General features: G+C 60.8%; 16 protein-coding genes. 12 read left to right on the top strand and 4 right to left on the bottom strand.

Going from position 1 to position 17,746, the window contains the following annotated elements; all coding sequences use genetic code 11:
• Window positions 1–41 precede the first annotated feature (41 nt).
• The gene (locus ACSQ3P_RS21780; protein WP_436167573.1) at window positions 42–1,025 is read left to right on the top strand and encodes a tripartite tricarboxylate transporter substrate-binding protein; all 984 of its coding nucleotides are present in this window, start codon (window positions 42–44) and stop codon (window positions 1,023–1,025) included.
• A 202-nt stretch (window positions 1,026–1,227) separates the two neighbouring features.
• On the opposite strand, the gene ACSQ3P_RS21785 is transcribed toward ACSQ3P_RS21780, so the two are convergent.
• Window positions 1,228–1,986, bottom strand: a complete 759-nt coding sequence (locus tag ACSQ3P_RS21785) for an SDR family NAD(P)-dependent oxidoreductase (protein ID WP_436167574.1) — start codon at window positions 1,984–1,986, stop codon at window positions 1,228–1,230.
• Window positions 1,987–2,169: 183 nt separating this feature from the next.
• On the opposite strand from ACSQ3P_RS21785, the gene ACSQ3P_RS21790 reads away from it, so the two are divergent.
• The 8 genes from ACSQ3P_RS21790 to ACSQ3P_RS21825 all read left to right on the top strand — a co-directional run bounded on the left by ACSQ3P_RS21790 (window position 2,170) and on the right by ACSQ3P_RS21825 (window position 10,958).
• Entirely contained in the window at window positions 2,170–3,429 is a 1,260-nt protein-coding gene (locus ACSQ3P_RS21790) for an extracellular solute-binding protein (RefSeq protein WP_436167575.1), read from the top strand.
• Window positions 3,430–3,510: 81 nt separating this feature from the next.
• The gene (locus ACSQ3P_RS21795; protein WP_436167576.1) at window positions 3,511–4,416 is read left to right on the top strand and encodes a carbohydrate ABC transporter permease; all 906 of its coding nucleotides are present in this window, start codon (window positions 3,511–3,513) and stop codon (window positions 4,414–4,416) included.
• Window positions 4,409–5,260 carry a carbohydrate ABC transporter permease gene (locus tag ACSQ3P_RS21800; protein ID WP_436167577.1) on the top strand — a complete coding sequence of 284 codons (852 nt, stop codon included), beginning with the start codon at window positions 4,409–4,411 and terminating at the stop codon, window positions 5,258–5,260. The genes ACSQ3P_RS21795 and ACSQ3P_RS21800 overlap by 8 nt, the downstream gene beginning before the upstream one ends.
• Before the next feature lie 46 nt (window positions 5,261–5,306).
• Window positions 5,307–6,404, top strand: coding sequence for a Gfo/Idh/MocA family protein (locus ACSQ3P_RS21805; protein ID WP_436167578.1), 1,098 nt, complete (start codon window positions 5,307–5,309; stop codon window positions 6,402–6,404).
• A gap of 36 nt (window positions 6,405–6,440) precedes the next feature.
• The gene (locus ACSQ3P_RS21810) at window positions 6,441–7,082 is read left to right on the top strand and encodes a ThuA domain-containing protein (RefSeq protein WP_436167786.1); all 642 of its coding nucleotides are present in this window, start codon (window positions 6,441–6,443) and stop codon (window positions 7,080–7,082) included.
• Window positions 7,082–8,161, top strand: a complete 1,080-nt coding sequence (locus ACSQ3P_RS21815; RefSeq protein ID WP_436167579.1) for a LacI family DNA-binding transcriptional regulator — start codon at window positions 7,082–7,084, stop codon at window positions 8,159–8,161. Before ACSQ3P_RS21810 ends, ACSQ3P_RS21815 begins: the two co-directional genes overlap by 1 nt.
• A gap of 464 nt (window positions 8,162–8,625) precedes the next feature.
• Entirely contained in the window at window positions 8,626–10,512 is a 1,887-nt protein-coding gene (locus tag ACSQ3P_RS21820; RefSeq protein ID WP_436167580.1) for a S8 family serine peptidase, read from the top strand.
• Window positions 10,513–10,742: 230 nt separating this feature from the next.
• A complete protein-coding gene (locus ACSQ3P_RS21825) occupies window positions 10,743–10,958 on the top strand; it encodes a hypothetical protein (protein ID WP_436167581.1) in 216 nt (71 codons plus the stop codon).
• Window positions 10,959–11,101: 143 nt separating this feature from the next.
• On the opposite strand, the gene ACSQ3P_RS21830 is transcribed toward ACSQ3P_RS21825, so the two are convergent.
• From ACSQ3P_RS21830 to ACSQ3P_RS21840, 3 genes are all read right to left on the bottom strand, one after another.
• On the bottom strand, window positions 11,102–12,067 hold the full coding sequence (locus ACSQ3P_RS21830) for a hypothetical protein (protein ID WP_436167582.1): 966 nt from the start codon (window positions 12,065–12,067) through the stop codon (window positions 11,102–11,104).
• Between the two features lie 103 nt (window positions 12,068–12,170).
• The gene (locus ACSQ3P_RS21835) at window positions 12,171–13,085 is read right to left on the bottom strand and encodes a hypothetical protein (protein ID WP_436167583.1); all 915 of its coding nucleotides are present in this window, start codon (window positions 13,083–13,085) and stop codon (window positions 12,171–12,173) included.
• Window positions 13,086–13,161: 76 nt separating this feature from the next.
• Window positions 13,162–15,144 carry a BTAD domain-containing putative transcriptional regulator gene (locus ACSQ3P_RS21840; protein WP_436167584.1) on the bottom strand — a complete coding sequence of 661 codons (1,983 nt, stop codon included), beginning with the start codon at window positions 15,142–15,144 and terminating at the stop codon, window positions 13,162–13,164.
• An 825-nt stretch (window positions 15,145–15,969) separates the two neighbouring features.
• Here ACSQ3P_RS21840 and ACSQ3P_RS21845 point away from each other — a divergent pair.
• The 3 genes from ACSQ3P_RS21845 to ACSQ3P_RS21855 all read left to right on the top strand — a co-directional run bounded on the left by ACSQ3P_RS21845 (window position 15,970) and on the right by ACSQ3P_RS21855 (window position 17,714).
• Window positions 15,970–16,314 (top strand): ArsR/SmtB family transcription factor, encoded by a 345-nt coding sequence (locus ACSQ3P_RS21845; protein WP_436167585.1) that lies wholly within the window; start codon window positions 15,970–15,972, stop codon window positions 16,312–16,314.
• A gap of 87 nt (window positions 16,315–16,401) precedes the next feature.
• Window positions 16,402–16,860 (top strand): SRPBCC family protein, encoded by a 459-nt coding sequence (locus ACSQ3P_RS21850; protein WP_436167586.1) that lies wholly within the window; start codon window positions 16,402–16,404, stop codon window positions 16,858–16,860.
• 107 nt (window positions 16,861–16,967) lie between these two features.
• Entirely contained in the window at window positions 16,968–17,714 is a 747-nt protein-coding gene (locus ACSQ3P_RS21855; RefSeq protein WP_436167587.1) for a DUF899 domain-containing protein, read from the top strand.
• Window positions 17,715–17,746 lie beyond the last annotated feature (32 nt).

A 17,746-nucleotide genomic window follows, 5' to 3' on the forward strand; every position in this document is an offset into this window, starting at 1 on the left:
CTCCGAGCTCTGTCCGTCGTTTCAACAGGAAGGCCGAGATCATGAAGCGTGCTTTGACAACGTGTCTGATACTCGCCGCAGCGCAGGCATTCCTCTCTTCAGGCAACGCCCAGACACCTTATCCAAGCCGACCGATCAGTCTGGTGGTTCCCTTTGCGGCCGGCGGCCCGAACGACGTCATGAGCCGCATCGTGTCCGAGCATATGTCTCGCACGCTCGGGCAACCCATCATGATCGAGAATGTGTCCGGCGCGGGCGGCACGACGGGATCGGGCCGGGTCGCCCAGGCGCAACCCGACGGGTACACCCTCGTCAGTGGCCATGTCGGCACCCATGCCGCGGCTCCGGCGCTCTATCCGAACCTCCGCTACGATCCGCTGAAGGACTTTACGCCGGTGAGTCTGGTGGCGGAAACGCCCATCGTGATCGCGGTGAAGCGCGACTTCCCGGCGTCGTCTCTCCAGGACTTCGTCGATGTCGCAAGGCAACGCGGCGCGGCTCTCACGCAGGGCCATGCGGGCGTTGGCTCGATCAGCCACATCAGCTGCCTCCTGCTCATGTCGGCCTTGAATCTGAAGCCGGCCGAGGTTCCCTATCGCGGCTCTGCACCCGCCATGACCGATCTTGTCGCGGGTCAATACGATTTCACCTGCGCTCTGCTCGTCGATGCCCTGCCGTTCATCAGCGGCGACCGGCTGCGGTTCCTCGCCGTCTCCGCTCCCGCGCGCGTGCCGCAACTCCCGGCTACGCCGACGGCCGCCGAGGCAAACCTCCCGCAATTCGTCGCCTCCAGTTGGTTCGCTTTCTATCTGCCGCGCGCAACGCCAATCGCAATCCGGGACCGACTGGCCAATGCCGTCGATGCCGCCCTCAACGATGTGAGCGTACGAAAGAAGCTGGAAGCAGCAGGGATGATTCTTCCCGCCTCGGATCAGCGCGGCCCGGATGCATTGACAAGAAAGATGGTCGAAGAAATCGGTAAGTGGAGAGATATTATCAAGAAAGCGAACATTCAGCTAAATTAGGTTGTTTCCAGAGATTCTGGAAGAGGTTGGTGGATTGTAGGTTTCGCGACCGGGATGTCGCAAGGCATGATATCCGGAGTTGCTGCTTATCTGTAAATATTGTACTCGGTACGGCCGCCTAATCTGAGCCGTAAACTGAGTAACGACTTACAGATTCCGCATTTTATGAACGAGAAGCATGTCTATTTCGCTCGAAGACGCGCTAGACCCACCCGCCATCCACGACATAATGCTGCGCGGTGCAGGCTGACGCTTCATCCGATGCGAGGAAAACGGTGAACTTCGCCAATTCGTCCGGCGTCAGCCGGCGCTTGAGGCATTGCCGCCGCATCAGCTCGGCCTCGCTCTCCGGCGTCAGCCATTTCTCGATCTGTCGCTCGGTCATGATCCAGCCGGGCGCGATGGCGTTCACGCGGATGTTGTAGGCGCCGTAATCGCGCGCCAGCGAGCGGGTGAGACCGATCACGCCGGATTTGCTGGCGGTGTAGGCGGCCATGCCGCCTTGGCCCGCCATCCAGGAGGTCGATCCGAAGTTGATGATGGCGCCGCCATTGTTGGCCTTCATGTCCGGCAGCACGGCTTGCGCCGCGAAGAACTGGTGCTTCAGGTTGACCGCAATCCGATCGTCCCAATACTCCGGCGTTACCTCCTCGGTCGCATGCCGCTCATCATGGGCCGCATTGTTCACGAGGATTTCAATCGGCCCATGCAGCGCGCGCGCCTGTTCGATGCCGGCCCTCAGTGCCGGGATGTCGGTCAGGTCGACAGGCTGGAAATGCGCCGCCAATCCAGCCGCGCGCAGGTCCTGCGCCAGCGCCTCGCCGGCGTCGTGCATGATGTCGAACAGCACCACGGTGGATCCCTGCTCGGCAAATCGACGCGAGATCGCCGCGCCGATGCCTGAAGCGCCGCCTGTGACCAGAACCACCTTGCCGGCAAGATCGCGATATAGGGCAGCCATCATCAACTCCGACATGCATTGGCGCTGACCGCTCGGCGCGGTTCCGCCGTGAACGGCCAGTCAGTTGCGGTACGGACGAAAGCATTCGGCGAGCGGTCATGCAACGCATTTTCTGAGTTGCGTACCTCAGAATTTGAGTTAGGTTGGCGTCAACCCGCAGACAGACGGGACTGGGAGGATGCGATGCGATTTTTCACGAGGCTGGCGCTCGCCGCCGCAGGATTGACATTGGCCGCCGGCGCAGCCGCCGCGCAGACCACCGTCCGTTGGCTCCATCTCGAGCAGAACCCCGCCCAGGTGAAGATCTGGGAGGAGGTCGCCCGGCGCTTCGAGGCCAAGAACGCCGGCGTCAAGGTCGAGATGCAGTTTCTGGAGAACGAGGCCTACAAGGCCAAGCTTCCGACCATCCTGCAGTCCAAGGACCGGCCGCACATTCTCTATTCCTGGGCCGGCGGCGTGCTGAAAGCCCAGGTCGAGGCCGGGGTTCTGGAGGATGTCACCGCCGGCGTCGGCGCCTACAAGGACAATCTTTCGGCGAGCGCAGTCGCGGCCTTCGCGATCGATGGCAAGCTCTACGGCCTGCCTTACACGGTCTCGCAGGTCGGGTTCATGTACAACAAGGATCTCTTCGCCAAGGCTGGCGTCGACGGCGGCGCGATCAAGACCTGGGACGACCTCCTGGCCGCGGTGAAGACGCTCAAGGCTGCCGGTGTCACGCCGATCGCCGTTGGCGGGCAGGACAAGTGGCCGCTGCATTTCTACTGGACGCATCTCGCGGTCCGGCTCGGCGGCAAGCCGGCCTTCGAGGCCGCGCTCAAGGGCCAGAATGGCGGCTTTGAAGGCGAGGCCTTCCAGAAGGCCGGCGAGTTGATGAAGCAGCTTGTCGATCTCGAGCCGTTCCAGAATGGCTTCCTTGGCTTCAAGAACCAGCAGGCGCTCGGCTTCTTCGGTGATGGCAAGGCCGCGATGAACCTCGCGATCTCTAGTCACTCAGCGACGCAGCGAGCGCTGGCGGCCGACAAGAAGGGCATCTCCGAGGAGAAGCTGGGCTGGTTTGACTTCCCGATGCCCGCCGGCGCCAAGGGCCGGCCGTCCGATACGCTTGGCGGCGTCAATGGCTGGATCATCACCAAGGGCGCGCCGAAGGAGGCGGTCGAATTCGTCAAGTTCTTCATCTCCGACGAGGTCCAGCGCGAGCTCGCCAAGCAGAATTTCATCATCCCGACCTTCAAGGGGGCGGAAGCGGCCCTGAGCGCCGCCTTCATGCAGAACGTGGCCAGGAACATCGCCGCGTCCCAATACCACCAGAACTTCTACGATCAGGATCTGGGCCCCTCGGTCGGCCGGGTGGTGAATGACGCGACGGCCGAGATCGCCGGCGGCTCAATGACGCCGAAACAGGCCGCCAAGGCGATCCAGGACGCCTTCAAGCAAGGCAATTGAGCAAGCTAGGCAATTGAGACCGGGCCCGGGCGCCTCAACCTGCGAGCGACATCGATGTCTCAGTACAGCGGAGCGGCCGTCATGAGCGGCAAGCCTGCAGCCTCCGGTGCTCGCCGGAGAGCGGCGACCGACGGACGCCTCGCCTCGCTCCTGCTGTTCCTGCCGCCGGCGCTGTTGCTGTTCACCTTGTTCGTGGTGCTGCCGATTGGCGAGGCAGCCTGGTATTCCGGCTTCAACTGGAACGGGTTTGGCAGCCCGACGCGCTGGATCGGCTTCGACAATTACCGCTTCGTCTTCGATTCGCGCGGCTTCGGCACGGCGTTTCGCAACAACCTGCTGATCATCGCGGTGTCGCTGGTGATCCAGCTGCCTCTGGCGCTGACGCTGGCTCTCATCCTCGCCGAGAAGTTTCGCGGCTCGGTGGCGCTGCGAATGCTGTTCTTCCTGCCCTATGTGCTGGCCGAGGTCGCGACCGGCCTGATCTTCAGCTTCATCTATGACGGTAATTACGGCCTGCTCGCCTCGATCTATCGGGCTTTTGGGGCCGAGGCGCCGCACTTGCTCGCCAGCACGCAGACCTCGATGCTGGCCATCCTGGTCGTCGTCATCTGGAAGTATTTCGGCTTCCACATGATGCTGTTCATCGCCGCGCTGCAGGGCATGGACCGAAACCTGGTCGAGGCGGCGCGGATCGACGGCGCCTCGCGCTGGCAGGTGCTGCGCCATGTGGTGATCCCGCTGCTTTACCCGACGATCCGCCTCTCCGTGTTCTTCGCCGTCGTCGGCTCACTGCAGCTCTTCGACCTCGTCATGCCGCTGACCCGGGGCGGGCCGGCCGACTCCTCCAACACGATGGTCAGTTTCCTTTACAACAACGGCGTCTCGCGCATGCGCGTCGGCTATGGCAGCGCCATCGGCGTGATCCTGTTCGTGATCTGCGTGACCTTTGCCATCACCTACAAACGCTGGTTCATGCGCGATGAGTGACACGTCCATCGTTGGCCGCCGGCCACTCGACCTTATCGTCGTCTACAAGATCCTGTTCCTCGCGCTGGTGGCGGCATTCGTCGCTGTGCCGCTGCTGGCGACCTTGCTCGGCGGCTTCAAGACGCTCGGTGAGCTGCGCACCAATCCGTTCGGCCTGCCTGAGACATGGGAGTGGCAGAACTACACGGACATCCTGTTGTCCAAACGCTACTGGCAGTTGCTGTGGAACTCGTTCGTGATCGGGAGCTTCACCGTCGTCCTGACGCTGCTCGTGGCGTCGATGGCGGCCTTCGCCTTTGCTCATATCCATTTCTTCGGCAGCTCCATGTTGCTGAGCTATCTCACCATGGGACTGTTGTTCCCGGCCGCCACCGCCATCCTGCCGCTCTTCATCAAGGTTCGCGATCTCGGCCTGCTGGACAATTATTTCGGCGTCATTCTGCCTCAGGTCGCCTTCAGCCTGGCCATGAGCATCCTGCTCCTGCGGCGCTTCTTCAAGGATCTGCCCCACGAGTTGCTGGAGGCCGCGCTCGTTGATGGTTGCAGCTACTTCGCCTTCTTCCGTCACGTGACGCTGCCTCTGTCGCGACCGATTCTCGCGACCGTCGGCACCATCACCTTCGTCCACAGCTGGAACAGCTACCTGATGCCTCTGGTGATGCTGAATTCCGAACAGCTTTATCCCTGGCCGCTCGGCATCATGATCTATCAGGGTGAATTCTCGTCGGAATGGCACCTGATCCTGGCGTTCATCACGCTGACGCTGCTGCCGACGATCCTGCTCTTCATCTTTGCTCAGAAGCACATCGTCGCGGGCCTCACCGCCGGCGCGGTCAAGGGCTGAGCGCGTCTCGAATAACCGGCCTTAGACATCAGCTATGGAGACAAGAATGCGCAAAGTCGGAATCGGCGTCATTGGCTGCGGCAACATCAGCACGAAATATCTTGAGGCGATGCGGCAGTTTCCGATGGTGGAGCTCAAGGCTGTCGCAGATATGCGCAGCGCCGCGGCGGAGAAGCGTGGCGCCGAGTTCGGCGTGCCCGGGCTGCGCGTGGGCGAACTCCTCAAGCGCGACGACGTCGAGATCATCGTCAACCTGACCGTTCCGCTCGCCCATACCGATGTCAGCCTCGCGGTGCTCAATGCCGGCAAGCATGTCCACTCCGAGAAACCGCTTGGCATCAACACGGTCGAGGCCCGCAAGGTCATGGATCTCGCCGCCCAGAAAGATCTGCGCGTCGGCTGCGCGCCGGACACCTTCCTCGGCGGTGGCCACCAGACCGCGCGGAAGCTGATCGACGACGGCGCGATCGGCACTCCGGTGGCCGGCAGCGCCTTTTTCGGCTGCCCCGGCCATGAGAGCTGGCATCCGGCGCCGGGTTTCTACTATCTGCGCGGCGGCGGCCCGATGCTCGACATGGGGCCCTACTACATCACGGATCTGGTGCAGTTGCTGGGGCCCGTGGCCGGCGTGATGGGTTCGACGGCGCGGCCGCGCTCCGAGAGGCGCGTCACCAGCCAGCCGATGAACGGCGCGCTGATCCCGGTCGAGGTCGAAACCCATGTCGCCGGGACGCTGGAGTTCGAGAGCGGTGCCGTGGTCTCGATCACGATGAGCTTCGATGTGCCTCAGCACACCCATTCGCCGATCGAGATCCATGGCGACAAGGCAAGCCTGCTGGTGCCCGATCCGAACAAGTTCGGCGGCGAGGTCAAGATCGCCAAGCCGCGGGGCAGTTGGGAATCGGTTGCCCTTTCGCATGGCCATGCCGATGGCGAGTTCCGCTCGATCGGCGTTGCCGATATGGCCGCCGCGATCATTGCAGGCCGCCCGCATCGCGCCAGCGGCGCACTCGCCTTCCACGTCCTCGAGGTGATGGAGGCATTCCAGAAATCGGCCGACGAGGGGCGCCGGATCAAAATCGAGAGCCGTGTCGAGAGACCGGCTCCCCTGCTCGCCGGGCGCACGACCGGCCAGATCGACTAAACCGAAGCAAGATCGACTGAACGAAAGATGACGAGAATGCGCAAGGCGATGATCGTATGGGGCGGCTGGGCGGGTCACGATCCCGATCTCTGCGCCTCGATGATGAGGGGCTGGCTGAAGGCTGAAGGGTTCGAGGTGCGCGTCGAGACCTCGACGGAGGCCTTTCTCGATCCCGCGATCCGCGATCTGTCCCTGATCGTGCCGATCTACACGATGTCGAAGATCGAGAAGCCGGAGGCGCTGGCGCTGTGCGATGCCGTCCGTGGCGGGGTCGGGCTGGCCGGCCACCATGGCGGCATGTGCGACGCGTTCCGCGATTCTGTGGACTACCAGTTCATGTGCGGCGGCCAGTGGGTTGCCCATCCCGGCAACATCATCGACTACAAGGTCGATATTACGAGGCCAGATGACCCGATCATGGCTGGCATCTCCGGTTTTGAGCACCGTTCGGAGCAGTACTATATGCATGTCGACCCCGCCAACGAGGTCCTGGCGACGACGCGGTTCAGCGGCGAGCATGCCTCCTGGATCGACGGCGTCGAGATGCCGGTCGTGTGGAAGAAGCGCTATGGGCAGGGCCGTGTGTTCTACTGCTCGCTGGGGCACCGCGCCTATGAGCTGGATCTGCCGGAGATACGCACCATGCTGACGCGCGGGATGCTCTGGGCGGCGCGATAATGGGGGCAGGAGACGCAGCGATCATCGGCGCAGGGGTCATCGGCCGGGCGACGCTGGAGCGGGCGACGCTGGAGGATGTCGCGCGCGCCGCGGGCGTGTCGCTCGCGACCGCGGACCGCGTCGTCAACCGCCGCGACGGCGTGCGCGACAAGACGATCGCGCGGGTCGAGGCGGCCGTCTCCAGGCTCGGCTACCGGGCCGATCCCGCAGCGGCCCGTCTCGCCCGCAATCAGAACTTCCGCTTCCTCTTCGTGCTGCCCAGCGGAGCCAACAGCTTCATGACCATGCTGGGCGAGCAGGTCGCGCGTACCGCCGAGTGGCTCGCCGCCCAGCGCGCCTTCATCGATGTGGAGCATGTCGACGTCTTCGATGCCGATGCGCTGGCGCGCGTCCTCGAGGGCGTCTTGCCCGGCTATCACGGCGTTGCGACGATCGCGCTCGATCATCCGCGCGTGCGCGCCGCAATCGACGATCTCACCGATCGCGGCGTCCCCGTTGTCACTCTGGTCTCCGACGTGCCGAGCGCGCGGCGCCTGCATTATGTCGGCATCGACAATCCCGCTGCGGGACGCACAGCGGCGACGCTGATGGGCCGCTTCCTGCGCGGCCGCCAGGGCGTCGTCGCTGTGGTCGCCGGTTCGCTTTCGCTACGCGACCATGCAGAGCGCCTCTATGGCTTCAATCAGGTCATGGCGCGCGAATTTCCTGATCTGATCATGCTCCCAGTGGTACAAGGGCGCGACGACAACGAGCAAACGCTGGCAGCGACAGCGGCCCTGTTACGGCAGCATGCTGATCTCGTCGGTCTCTATAATGCCGGCGCCGGCAACCGTGGCATTGCAGCAGCGCTGCAGCAGGCCGGTCGTGCCCAGGAGACCGTCTGGATCGCTCATGAATTGACGCCGCATACACGGCGCTTCCTGCTGCACGGCGACATCGACGCGATCATCAGCCAGGATCCAGGTCACGAAGCGCGCTCGGCGGCGCGCGTGCTGCTGGCATATTGCTCAGGCGATCGGCTGGTGGCGGATCAGGAACGCATCGGGATCGACATCTTCCTGCGGGACAATCTGCCTTGATCTTGGCGTCCAATATCTTGGCGTCCAGGCCAAGATTTTCTCGACCCAGCGATCTCTCCTGATCTTTCTGATCCCTGCATCTCGGCAAGTACCGCGTACACTGTACCAGAATTTACTATTGAATACAAAGTTTGGCGGTTTTGTCTCCCGCTAATAGCCGCGTTTTGGGCTCTGCATATCCATGGCCGTCCCCAAGACGGAAGGCAATGGTTTTGACGCTGTATTCACGGGCTCCTAACGCCCGAATGACGACCGCAACCTATCGTGGCTTTCACCGCACCCGCCACGAGGGGCACTTCTCCAATGAGCCGTTTTCACCCTTGTAACATCCGTCTTTGCCCGACTGTAGCATCGTGGAGACTGGTCGAGAGGGCCTTCAAGGCAAGCGCCACATACTATGACGAGAGCAGATCTGGCCTCGGGGTCGATGCGGGCGCTTTCCTCCGGTCAATTGGGCGGCCGATATGAAGGCCCCTCGATCCGCGGTCGACTGGTATCAGCGCCTGCCTGGCTTGGAGGCCTTGCACGCTCTCGGCGAAGGCGACCCTCGTGTCCGTATCGCTGTTCTCGATGGCCCTGCTCGGGGCTACGGCGTCATCCAGACGGAGGGCTCCGATGCCGCGCTTCGGCACGGAACGGCGATCGCTTCGATCATCGGAGGGCCAAGAGATCGGGCGCCAGCCGGCTTAGCGCCTGCATGCACAGTTGATCTCATCAATATCTATCCCGTCCTAGCCGAGCATTCATCTTCGCCGACATGCAGCTACACCGATCTGGCGCGATACATTCGCCAGGCAATCGGCTCCGGCGCGAATATCATCAACATCAGCGCTTCCCGGCAAATCGAAGGCACTGCCTTCTCCGCCGAGCTTAGTGACGCCGTAGCGGAAGCAGAGCGGTCAAATGTCCTGATCGTGGCGGCTTCCGGGAACGACGGCTGTTCGTGCGACACGCTTCCGGCGGCTTTGCCCAACGTGCTCGCGGTCGGCGCCCATGACCACGCCGGCAAACCTTTGCCGATGAGCAATTGGGGCATGAGCATGCGGACTCAGGGCATCCTCGCCCCCGGACTGGATGTTCCGAGCGCTTGCCTGGAAGGCGGGGTTTGCCGTTTCGACGGTACGAGCTTTGCCGCGGCGATCGTCTCCTCGATCGCGGCCTTGTTGATGAGCGTCGATGTGACACGAGGCATCGCCCCGAGCGGAGCGCGCATCCGGCACATCCTCACGGCCTCCGCCGACCCATGCATCCCGGAGAATACCGGACAATGCGGTCCGTTTCTGCTTGGGCGCCTGAACATAGCTCGGGCGCTTCGCATGTTGACCGAAACCACCACGCCTAACCAACAGGGGAGTAACATGGACACGATCAATGAGTTGGCGGGCTCAGGCCTCGCCAGCATGCGTGCTCTCGCACCTGCCGGCGAGCAGCGGGCCACCCATCACCCAATGCCTGGTCCGGGTGATGGCATCACCCCAGCCTGCGGCTGCGGCGGAAAGTGCGACGGAAAATGCGGAGGCGGCGCAGGCTGTACCTGCGGCGAGAAACCCAAGCCGCAGCTCGCCTATGCGATCGGTCGGCTTGGCGTCAGCTTCTCGACGCTTGCGCGCCGGGACTCGATCTGGCGCAGCGTGAACGGCGGGATGGAGGGCGACCTCAAACCGATCAGCAACGCCGCTCTGCTCGATCTCTTCGGCAAGCAGCCTTTCCAAACTCAATCGGTGCTCTGGACGCTGAGCCGGACCGAAGTGCCGATGTATGCCATCGTCCCCACTGGAGCCTTCGCGGCGGAGACCTATAAGTGGTTCGTCGAGGAATGGGCGGATGCCGAGGTCGAATTTGCTTCGATTCCTGGCGTCATTGCCGGTCAGACCACTCTTTATGACGGCAATGTGGTCGATGTGCTCGTCCCCGACCTGCGGGGCATGCACAGCTGGTCGGTCGGGGCCTACACAAAGGCGATCGTCGACGAGCGCAAGAAGGTCGAGCCAAAGGCCTCCGAGGCGATCCTGAAGCAGGACGTCTCGCGGTTCCTCGGCAAGATCCTGTTTAGCATCCGCAATAAGGGCGTGACGCCGCAGGATCGCGCGCTGAACGCGGCCGCAACGAATGCCTTCAACTTCAGCGAAGTCCTGAAGGATGCCGGCCGCGAGAGCATGACGTTGCGCGATATCTCTGTCGAACGCAGTCCGATCAATCGGGCTGGGAGTGAGTATTACGACGTCCTTCTGACATTCTTCGATCCAAGACGACGCACAGAAGTCGCGCCGTTGCTGGCCCGCTTCACTATTGACGTCAGTGATACGGTGCCAGTCCTGATCGGTGAGCCAACCGTCTGGTACGAATACTGATAATTATGGCTCCCGGGCATCCCGCCCGACGAGGAGAGGAGAGAAACCATGAAGATGCCTCAACATTTCAAGGCGAGACCAAAGGCCGAAGGCCGCCCCGCGCAGCCGGTCCGACAGCCGGCGCAGGCGGGGGCGGTGGCGCCCGCAGGCTGCTGCGCCTGGGTCGAACTACCTTTCGTCGGGCGCCACTGCGTCTCAGAATCACCGTTCTGCCCATAAGGGAGCGCATCATGAAACTTCCAACCAAATCGTCCCCTACGTTCCGTTCGCTGGACCAGATCGGCGCCGCTCAGTTGATGCGGTATGATGATGGCGTCAGCCCTCAGGGCTGCGACTTTTTTAAGAAGGCAGCGTGCGCGGTTTCGATCGCCGCCTGCGTCGCCAGCGGCACGCCGGTTCCGGCCTGCCTTGCGGCTGCGGCGCCGCATTGTCTCGAGTGCCTTTGAGGTATGATCCGTTCGGTTAAACCGAACTCTGCCAGAGGCGATCATCATCGCCTCTGGCGCCAGCCGTCGGTCCATCCGGATGCGACATCAAGGCAACGGGAGCAGCACTGTCTCGCAGACCGACCGCCTGCGCCGCCGCCCCATCAATCGAACACCAGATACTCCCAGCAAAACAGGTCGATATGCAGGGCCGAGATGACCCCATATCCCGGGGCCGGCACGCCATATTCGTCCACGTCTGCATTTCTGCCGAAGTCGCGGCCGAGGCTGTTGCGAAAGATGAACCAGCCGAGATCGTCGGGCTCTTTTCCTTCCTGAAAGCCTATGAGGCAGACAGCGTGGCCGGCGAAGGGCAAAGCTTGGGCGGGGATATCGTGCCCCTTATCGCATGGTGCCCGGACAACGCCCTGACTCTGCGCTTCTACCGTCGCCCAATTACCGACCTTGCCGTTCTCGCCCGTCGGCCATACCGGGACGGCGACGACCACCGGCTTCCCGGTGGACAAGGCGTCATGAAACAGCCGTGACAGGCGCGCCCCTCTCGGCCCTTTCGGCAAATGCGCATAACCGAATTTCGCGGCTTCCAGCTTCCTCGCCTTGGCGTCCTCATTCGCAGCGAGTAACGTGCTCGCGAGCTCGTTTGCGTTCCTAGGCTCAACCCACGTAATATTGAAGCCATCCTCGGTTCGTCCAAATCTGGCCGAGCTATAAGTCAGTTTGACCTCCAGACATGCCCCAAAGGTTGAAATCACATCTCGCGCCTGGCTGAGCAGCGTTGCTCCGTCTTGATAGCCCACAGGCGGATCACTTGTGATTGGAAATTCACAACGCATCTTCCAATACAAATAGGCTGGAGACAGCCATTGCGGCTTCGCCGCGGACCTGTGGGCAATGCGCAGCTCCAGTGCGGCTGCAGCCGCGAATGCGACGCAAGTTGGGTCGAAATCCTGATCGCGGACCGGCCAATCCGAGATCAGGTCGTGAGCGGGTGCGATACTCTTAAGTTTCTTTTCTTGTGGATCGAGTGGCAACAAGTTGTCGAAGAAATCCGACCAGGTTCGGCCTTTCAGGAAGTGCAGAGGGATCGCCGCGCCGCCGACAAATGGCATTATTTTTCTCATGCGCCACTTCCTCGCAAAAATTCAACGCCGATTCGTGTATTACATCTTATCCATCATGAGTATTTGTATATATTGACGAATTAACGCTTCTTTATTCTAATCTTAATTTCACCGGCCGAGTTAATTTTGGCTGTATGGACAATCCATCGGACAGATCCCATTCCAGCCGTGCGTCGTCGACTACCTTTTTGAAGCCAGTGCAGTCCTTCAGTTTGTCAAAAGCGAGGACGGCAAACCGTTTTCCCCCCAGCGTATCTTCCTGAAAGTGGACTCCAGCGATCTCACGGTTGTCAGCGATACGATCCGTGAGAGCTTTGATTGGCGCGTGCATCGGATGTTTGGCGCCGAAGCCGACACCGGCACTGTCGTTGAGAATGTGCCTGATGAGATGCGATTGAAGCGAGTGGCCCGAAGGAAAGGCTGGATGCGGCGGGACGGGGATCGCCGGTATTAGCGCGGGGAGCAGGTGCGACGGTCGCGGAGCTTTGAACTTGTCCTTGATATGCATCCCGACGAGTGTCCCCACTGCCATGCCGATCTCGATCAGGACGGCAGTATTGTACTTGAGGCGCAGATCGATCGAGAGCAGATGCCACCAATAGGCTTGTGGGTTCTGGTCTTGAACCGATATTTCGAATGTACGAGATGCACGTTCATTATTGCGCTTATCTAGGAGGTGATGCAGAGATGATTGCACTTTCGCCGCATCGTCTAGATCAAGCGGCAGGCATTGTTTGTCCTCGCCGATGCTTTGCCAGTCTGTCTGCGCGAATTCAGCGAGGGCCAGCTGGGCCCTCAGATGTGGCGCCCAGGCATTGTCCCGGTACTTTGCGCGCGTGTAAACATAGTACTCGGGGCCTGGAATTTCGAGCACGCCATCGAAAGGAACGGAGGGCGCGGTCGGCGCGAAGGGATTGCCCGAAGGGCCTGAGAAGGAGCCGCCATTCGATCCACCATTTGAACCGCCGTTCGAGCCACCATTTGAGATTGCGCGCTTTTCGGACATCAATGTCTTCCTCCGCTTTTGGGAAGACCACCATAAGAACGCCAACGTGATTGCAGCGTGAAAAAGCCTGAGGCGCCTACTCAGGCAGCCCGGCCCGGACGAGATGACGACCGAAGGCGGCCCGGCGAGCGGGATCGCTGAAAGCCTGGCGGCCAATGAAATCGGTGACGGTGAATTTCGGCTCCAGGACCATGACCCTGGCCGCAAGCTCCCTGGCGTCGCCAATGCGCCCCTGCTCCATGAGCCCGGCGACGGTCACCCGGATATTGGACGTATAATTTGGGTTTCGCTCATGGGAGCGCAAGCCATATCTGACGGCCTCATCGTAGTCGCCTGCGGAGAAGTGCGATATACTTGCAAAATGCTCGTAGCGAAACAGCAAGGGATCGAACGGAGACAAATCAATCGCACGCACCGCATGGCGGATCGCCGTCTCGTGATCGCCTGTATAGGCGTAGGTCGGGCTGCTCCACATCAGCGTCTCGGCATCGTTGGGAGCCAAATCCGTCGCCCGTTTCATCAGCGACAGCGCGTCGTCATAGGCGCGCGAATAGATCGCACGGTTGTGTCCGAGCAAGGCAAGAGCCCGGCCATTCATGCCGCCCAAGCGCAGCGCCGTTTGTGCGCAGCGGATCAACTCCAACGTGTCTTGCTGTGGGTTGGACGACCAGCTCTGCCCTAGCCTGAGGCTGTGCCAGTCGGCCTTCGCCACATAGGCGGCAGCGAAATTCGGTTCCCGTTCGACTGCGAGTCTGAGCAGCTCTTCGGCTTCGAAAAATGAGGCGCGATCCAGACGATATGTAGCCTCCTGCGCCCGCAGGATGAGCTGATAGGCCGTGAGCTGCTCGATTCCGTAAGCACTGGCGATCCGCAATTCGGTATTTCGAAGCGAGGGTACGATCTGCCAGGTAATCATCTGCGCAATCTTCGACTGGGCAGTGGGGAAGTCGGCCAGATCGAGATTGACAGTGTCGGCCCAGACGACCAACCCGCCATGCGTACGTGCCAGCTGCGCCGACAGCCTGAACGACTCGCCGAATTGGGTTATGGCACCGGTGAGATAGTAGTCCGCGTTGAGCTGGATCGCGGCCCTGTGAACATCCGCCTCCAAGGCTAACACGCTTCTGGTCGAGGCCGATGAAATGACGCCGATTTCGCGCAGGGCAAATATATTGCAGATCAACTCGTCTGCGATGAGGTCGCCAATGCGGGTTTGCGAGCCGTCCAGGGGCGCGCTGCGGAACGGGAAAATCGCGACAACCGGCTCGCCGGCTCCCGCTGCTCTGACGGCCTTCGTTTCGACGACGGGCGTCGTTAGGCTGAAGTCCCCCAGCTTGATGCGGACGATCAGGTCCTGTGTGCCCAGGGTCGGCTCCATCCCCATCTCCTGATCGAGAAGCTTGTAAAGCTTCTCGTATCGTGTGAGGGCAGTACCAACATCGCCGCGACGAGCGGCAGCTTCGATAAGCACGCGGCACGCGCTCTCGTTCAAGGGTTCGACATGAACCAAGATCTCTGCCAAGGTCTCCCGTGCCTTCCAGTCCAATTGACTGTTATCGGCGCCTGATGAAAGTGCCTTTGACACTCGACGTCGGATATCTGATCTAAATAAATTTAACCAATCTTGATATGTTTCACTAATATTGTCCAGATAATTTAGAAAGGAGTCATTGAATACACTTAGTATCTGGGCGTCTTCTCTTACTAGTCCGGATTCAATTTCTGGAATAAGTAATTTAATATCAACATCAATCTCGTCTATAGAGGTGTTTATGTTGACCGCTTCAAAATGAACTACTCTATTAAATTCATTCGATATAGAGCGTATTTCTTTAACAACTTGACGCATCGAATTGTTGGCTTTTGCTGCGTCGGATTCATCCCAAAGCAGTGAGGCTATTTGAGTTCGTTCAACGAGCTTGCGAGAGTTAAGGGCTAAATAAATAATTATCGCTCGAGCTTTTTTTCCTTTTACGATTATATTCCGGCCTGACTCAATAATTGAGAGTCCGTCTAAAATATTCAATCTGATATGATTGCCCGCCGATGTTTTATGCATTTTGCCAAATTTCCGAGCCTCTTCACGGCGACGTGACCCATGGGGCGATGCTAAAATACAAGACCATATACTAGACACTTACGTCAACTTGGCGGTGCTTTTCGAAGAAATCCGATATTCCTCAACGTCACTGATCGTTCGTATTGCCGCTCCGGGTCAAGGTTACCCCTGCAACAGACTTGCTGGCCAAGTTCCCGGTGCTGCTCTCTGGCCGGTGAAACCAGCGCCCCAGAGATTCATAGCTTTTCTCAGTCTGCTCATAACGATACTCTAGCACCTGGAGTTCATCCGCGAGTGCTTGCAAGCTTATCGGTCCACCTCTCTGTCGCAGCTATTTCACTCCCAATTTTTTGTAGAGACCGTTTGTCTATCGTTTTCGGATAAATTTGCTCTTGCGATTATACAATCGCGGCGATTGGCGCTGCTGCCGGTGGCGCAAGCCTTCGTAATTTGGCTGCCGCAGAAGCGCGACATGCATGTGGCATTGTGGCTATTGGACTAGTTGGCCGACAGGGATCATGTCGGCCCTGATCGTCTCTACGACGATCTAGGTATTCTCTTCGCTTGTCATGAGCGCCGACTACTAAAACGAGACGCGGCGTCGATCGGGAAACCTCCTCACGCTAATAGGTGATAAGATCTAGGTCTGCAGCGAGCCTGCGCGGCTTCTATTTACCCACAGTTCGTCGACCCAAATCCAGACGTCACGAAGATTAGCTATGGGCCAGCTTCGGAAGCGCTCCCCTCCAGTGACCGACACGTTTTTCTCTTCCTCGCCCATCGCGAGGCTTGACGGCGCCGTGTCGCGCGCCTAAACTTAACCCAATGGTTAAGTTTCAAGAGACGCAGCTCGACCGCACCTTTTCCGCTCTGTCCGATCCGACGCGGCGGGCGCTGCTGGCGCGTCTCGAGGGGGAGGACGGGCTGTCGATCAGCGACTTGGCGCGACCCTTTCCGGTCTCGCTGCCGGCGATCATGAAGCATCTCGACGTGCTCTCCGATGCCGGGCTGGTCACGCGCTCGAAGCAGGGGCGCACGGTGTCGTGCCGCCTCAACGCGGAACCGATGGAGGAGGCGATGGGCTGGCTCGCGCGCTACCAACGGTTCTGGACGCAGCGCCTCGACGCGCTGGAGGCGATGCTGAACACGCAGCGCCAAGAGAAGACGTGAAAGAGAAGACCTGAACGCGAACCGCTGAAAGACGGCGCCCGAACGAGGGCGGCGCCTGAAACAAGAAACGCGCCGGGAGGCGATGCGATGGATGCCCGAGCCAAGACCACTCCGAAAGCCAAGACCACTCCGAGCCTGACGATGAAGCGGCGCTTGAACGCCAGCCCCGCCGAGGTCTATCGGGCCTGGACCGATCCCAAGTTGCTGACGCGCTGGTTCGGGCCGGAAAACGTCGAGACGCTGGAGGCCGAACTCGATGTCCGGGTCGGCGGCGTCTACCGCATCGTGATGCTGGAAAACACCGGCGAGCGGCATCAGGTTTCGGGCGCCTATCAGGAGGTCGTCGCGAATGAGCGGCTGGTCTTCAGCTGGTCCTGGGTGACGACGCCCGAGCGCGTCTCGCGCGTCACGGTCACGCTGAAGCCCGATGGCGACATCACCATCCTGACGCTGCTGCATGAGCAGCTCTTCGACGAGCAGGCGGTCAAGGGCCACACCCATGGCTGGACCGGCTCGATGGTCAAGCTGGAGGCGCTGTTCGCTTGATCGTGAATGCGATCGGGAACGGCTTGGGGGGAAAACCGACCGGGTCATGTCCCGTCGACAACAATGTCCCGTCGACGAAACGCCCGGCCCAACACGGAGACGAGACGATGCAACATCAAGTCGTATCCCGCGATGAATGGCTCTTAGCCCGCAAGGCGCATCTCGCCCACGAAAAGGCGTTCACCCGGCAGCGCGACGCGCTCAGCGCCGAGCGGCGCGCCTTGCCCTGGGTCAAGCTCGACAAGGATTATGCGTTTGAGGGGCAGGGTGGCCGCCTGACGCTGGCCGATCTGTTCGGCAGCAACAGCCAGCTCGTGATCTATCATTTCATGTTCGGGCCGGGCTGGACGGAGGGCTGCTCGGGCTGCTCCTTCCTCGCCGACCATTTCGACGGTGCCAATCTCCATCTGAAGCACCATGACGTCAGCCTGGTGGCGGTCTCGCGCGCGCCCTTCGCCGAGTTCCAGGCCTTCAAGCGGCGCATGGGCTGGGATTTCGACTGGGTCTCCTCGGCTGGCAGCGACTTCAACTACGACTTCCACGTCTCGCCGAGCCCAGCCGAACAGGCCGCCGGCCGCTATGAATACAATTACGAGACGCGTGACGGGGAGGGCGGCGAGATGCCCGGCTTCTCGGTGTTCTATCGCAACGAGCAGGGTGAGATCTTCCATAGCTACTCGTCTTATGAGCGCGGCTGCGACCTGCTCGTCGGCGCCTATAACTTTCTCGACATGACCCCGAAGGGCCGCAACGAGGACGAGATCATGGACTGGATGCGCCACCATGATCGTTACGAGAAATCCGCCGCGACGGGAGCCCCCGAGCCGGCGCCCGCGAGCGCCTGCTGCGGCTGAGCCGCGCAACTGAACGATCCAATCGGATCGGA

It is taken from the genome of Allobosea sp. LjRoot9, from assembly GCF_964252745.1.
Lineage (GTDB): Bacteria > Pseudomonadota > Alphaproteobacteria > Rhizobiales > Beijerinckiaceae > Allobosea.

Coding starts and splice junctions, on each gene's coding strand:
- ACSQ3P_RS21780 (WP_436167573.1), top strand. CDS start 42: ATGAAGCGTGCTTTGACAACGTGTCTGATACTCGCCGCAGCGCAGGCA.
- ACSQ3P_RS21785 (WP_436167574.1), bottom strand. CDS start 1,986: ATGGCTGCCCTATATCGCGATCTTGCCGGCAAGGTGGTTCTGGTCACA.
- ACSQ3P_RS21790 (WP_436167575.1), top strand. CDS start 2,170: ATGCGATTTTTCACGAGGCTGGCGCTCGCCGCCGCAGGATTGACATTG.
- ACSQ3P_RS21795 (WP_436167576.1), top strand. CDS start 3,511: ATGAGCGGCAAGCCTGCAGCCTCCGGTGCTCGCCGGAGAGCGGCGACC.
- ACSQ3P_RS21800 (WP_436167577.1), top strand. CDS start 4,409: ATGAGTGACACGTCCATCGTTGGCCGCCGGCCACTCGACCTTATCGTC.
- ACSQ3P_RS21805 (WP_436167578.1), top strand. CDS start 5,307: ATGCGCAAAGTCGGAATCGGCGTCATTGGCTGCGGCAACATCAGCACG.
- ACSQ3P_RS21810 (WP_436167786.1), top strand. CDS start 6,441: ATGCGCAAGGCGATGATCGTATGGGGCGGCTGGGCGGGTCACGATCCC.
- ACSQ3P_RS21815 (WP_436167579.1), top strand. CDS start 7,082: ATGGGGGCAGGAGACGCAGCGATCATCGGCGCAGGGGTCATCGGCCGG.
- ACSQ3P_RS21820 (WP_436167580.1), top strand. CDS start 8,626: ATGAAGGCCCCTCGATCCGCGGTCGACTGGTATCAGCGCCTGCCTGGC.
- ACSQ3P_RS21825 (WP_436167581.1), top strand. CDS start 10,743: ATGAAACTTCCAACCAAATCGTCCCCTACGTTCCGTTCGCTGGACCAG.
- ACSQ3P_RS21830 (WP_436167582.1), bottom strand. CDS start 12,067: ATGCCATTTGTCGGCGGCGCGGCGATCCCTCTGCACTTCCTGAAAGGC.
- ACSQ3P_RS21835 (WP_436167583.1), bottom strand. CDS start 13,085: ATGTCCGAAAAGCGCGCAATCTCAAATGGTGGCTCGAACGGCGGTTCA.
- ACSQ3P_RS21840 (WP_436167584.1), bottom strand. CDS start 15,144: ATGCATAAAACATCGGCGGGCAATCATATCAGATTGAATATTTTAGAC.
- ACSQ3P_RS21845 (WP_436167585.1), top strand. CDS start 15,970: ATGGTTAAGTTTCAAGAGACGCAGCTCGACCGCACCTTTTCCGCTCTG.
- ACSQ3P_RS21850 (WP_436167586.1), top strand. CDS start 16,402: ATGGATGCCCGAGCCAAGACCACTCCGAAAGCCAAGACCACTCCGAGC.
- ACSQ3P_RS21855 (WP_436167587.1), top strand. CDS start 16,968: ATGCAACATCAAGTCGTATCCCGCGATGAATGGCTCTTAGCCCGCAAG.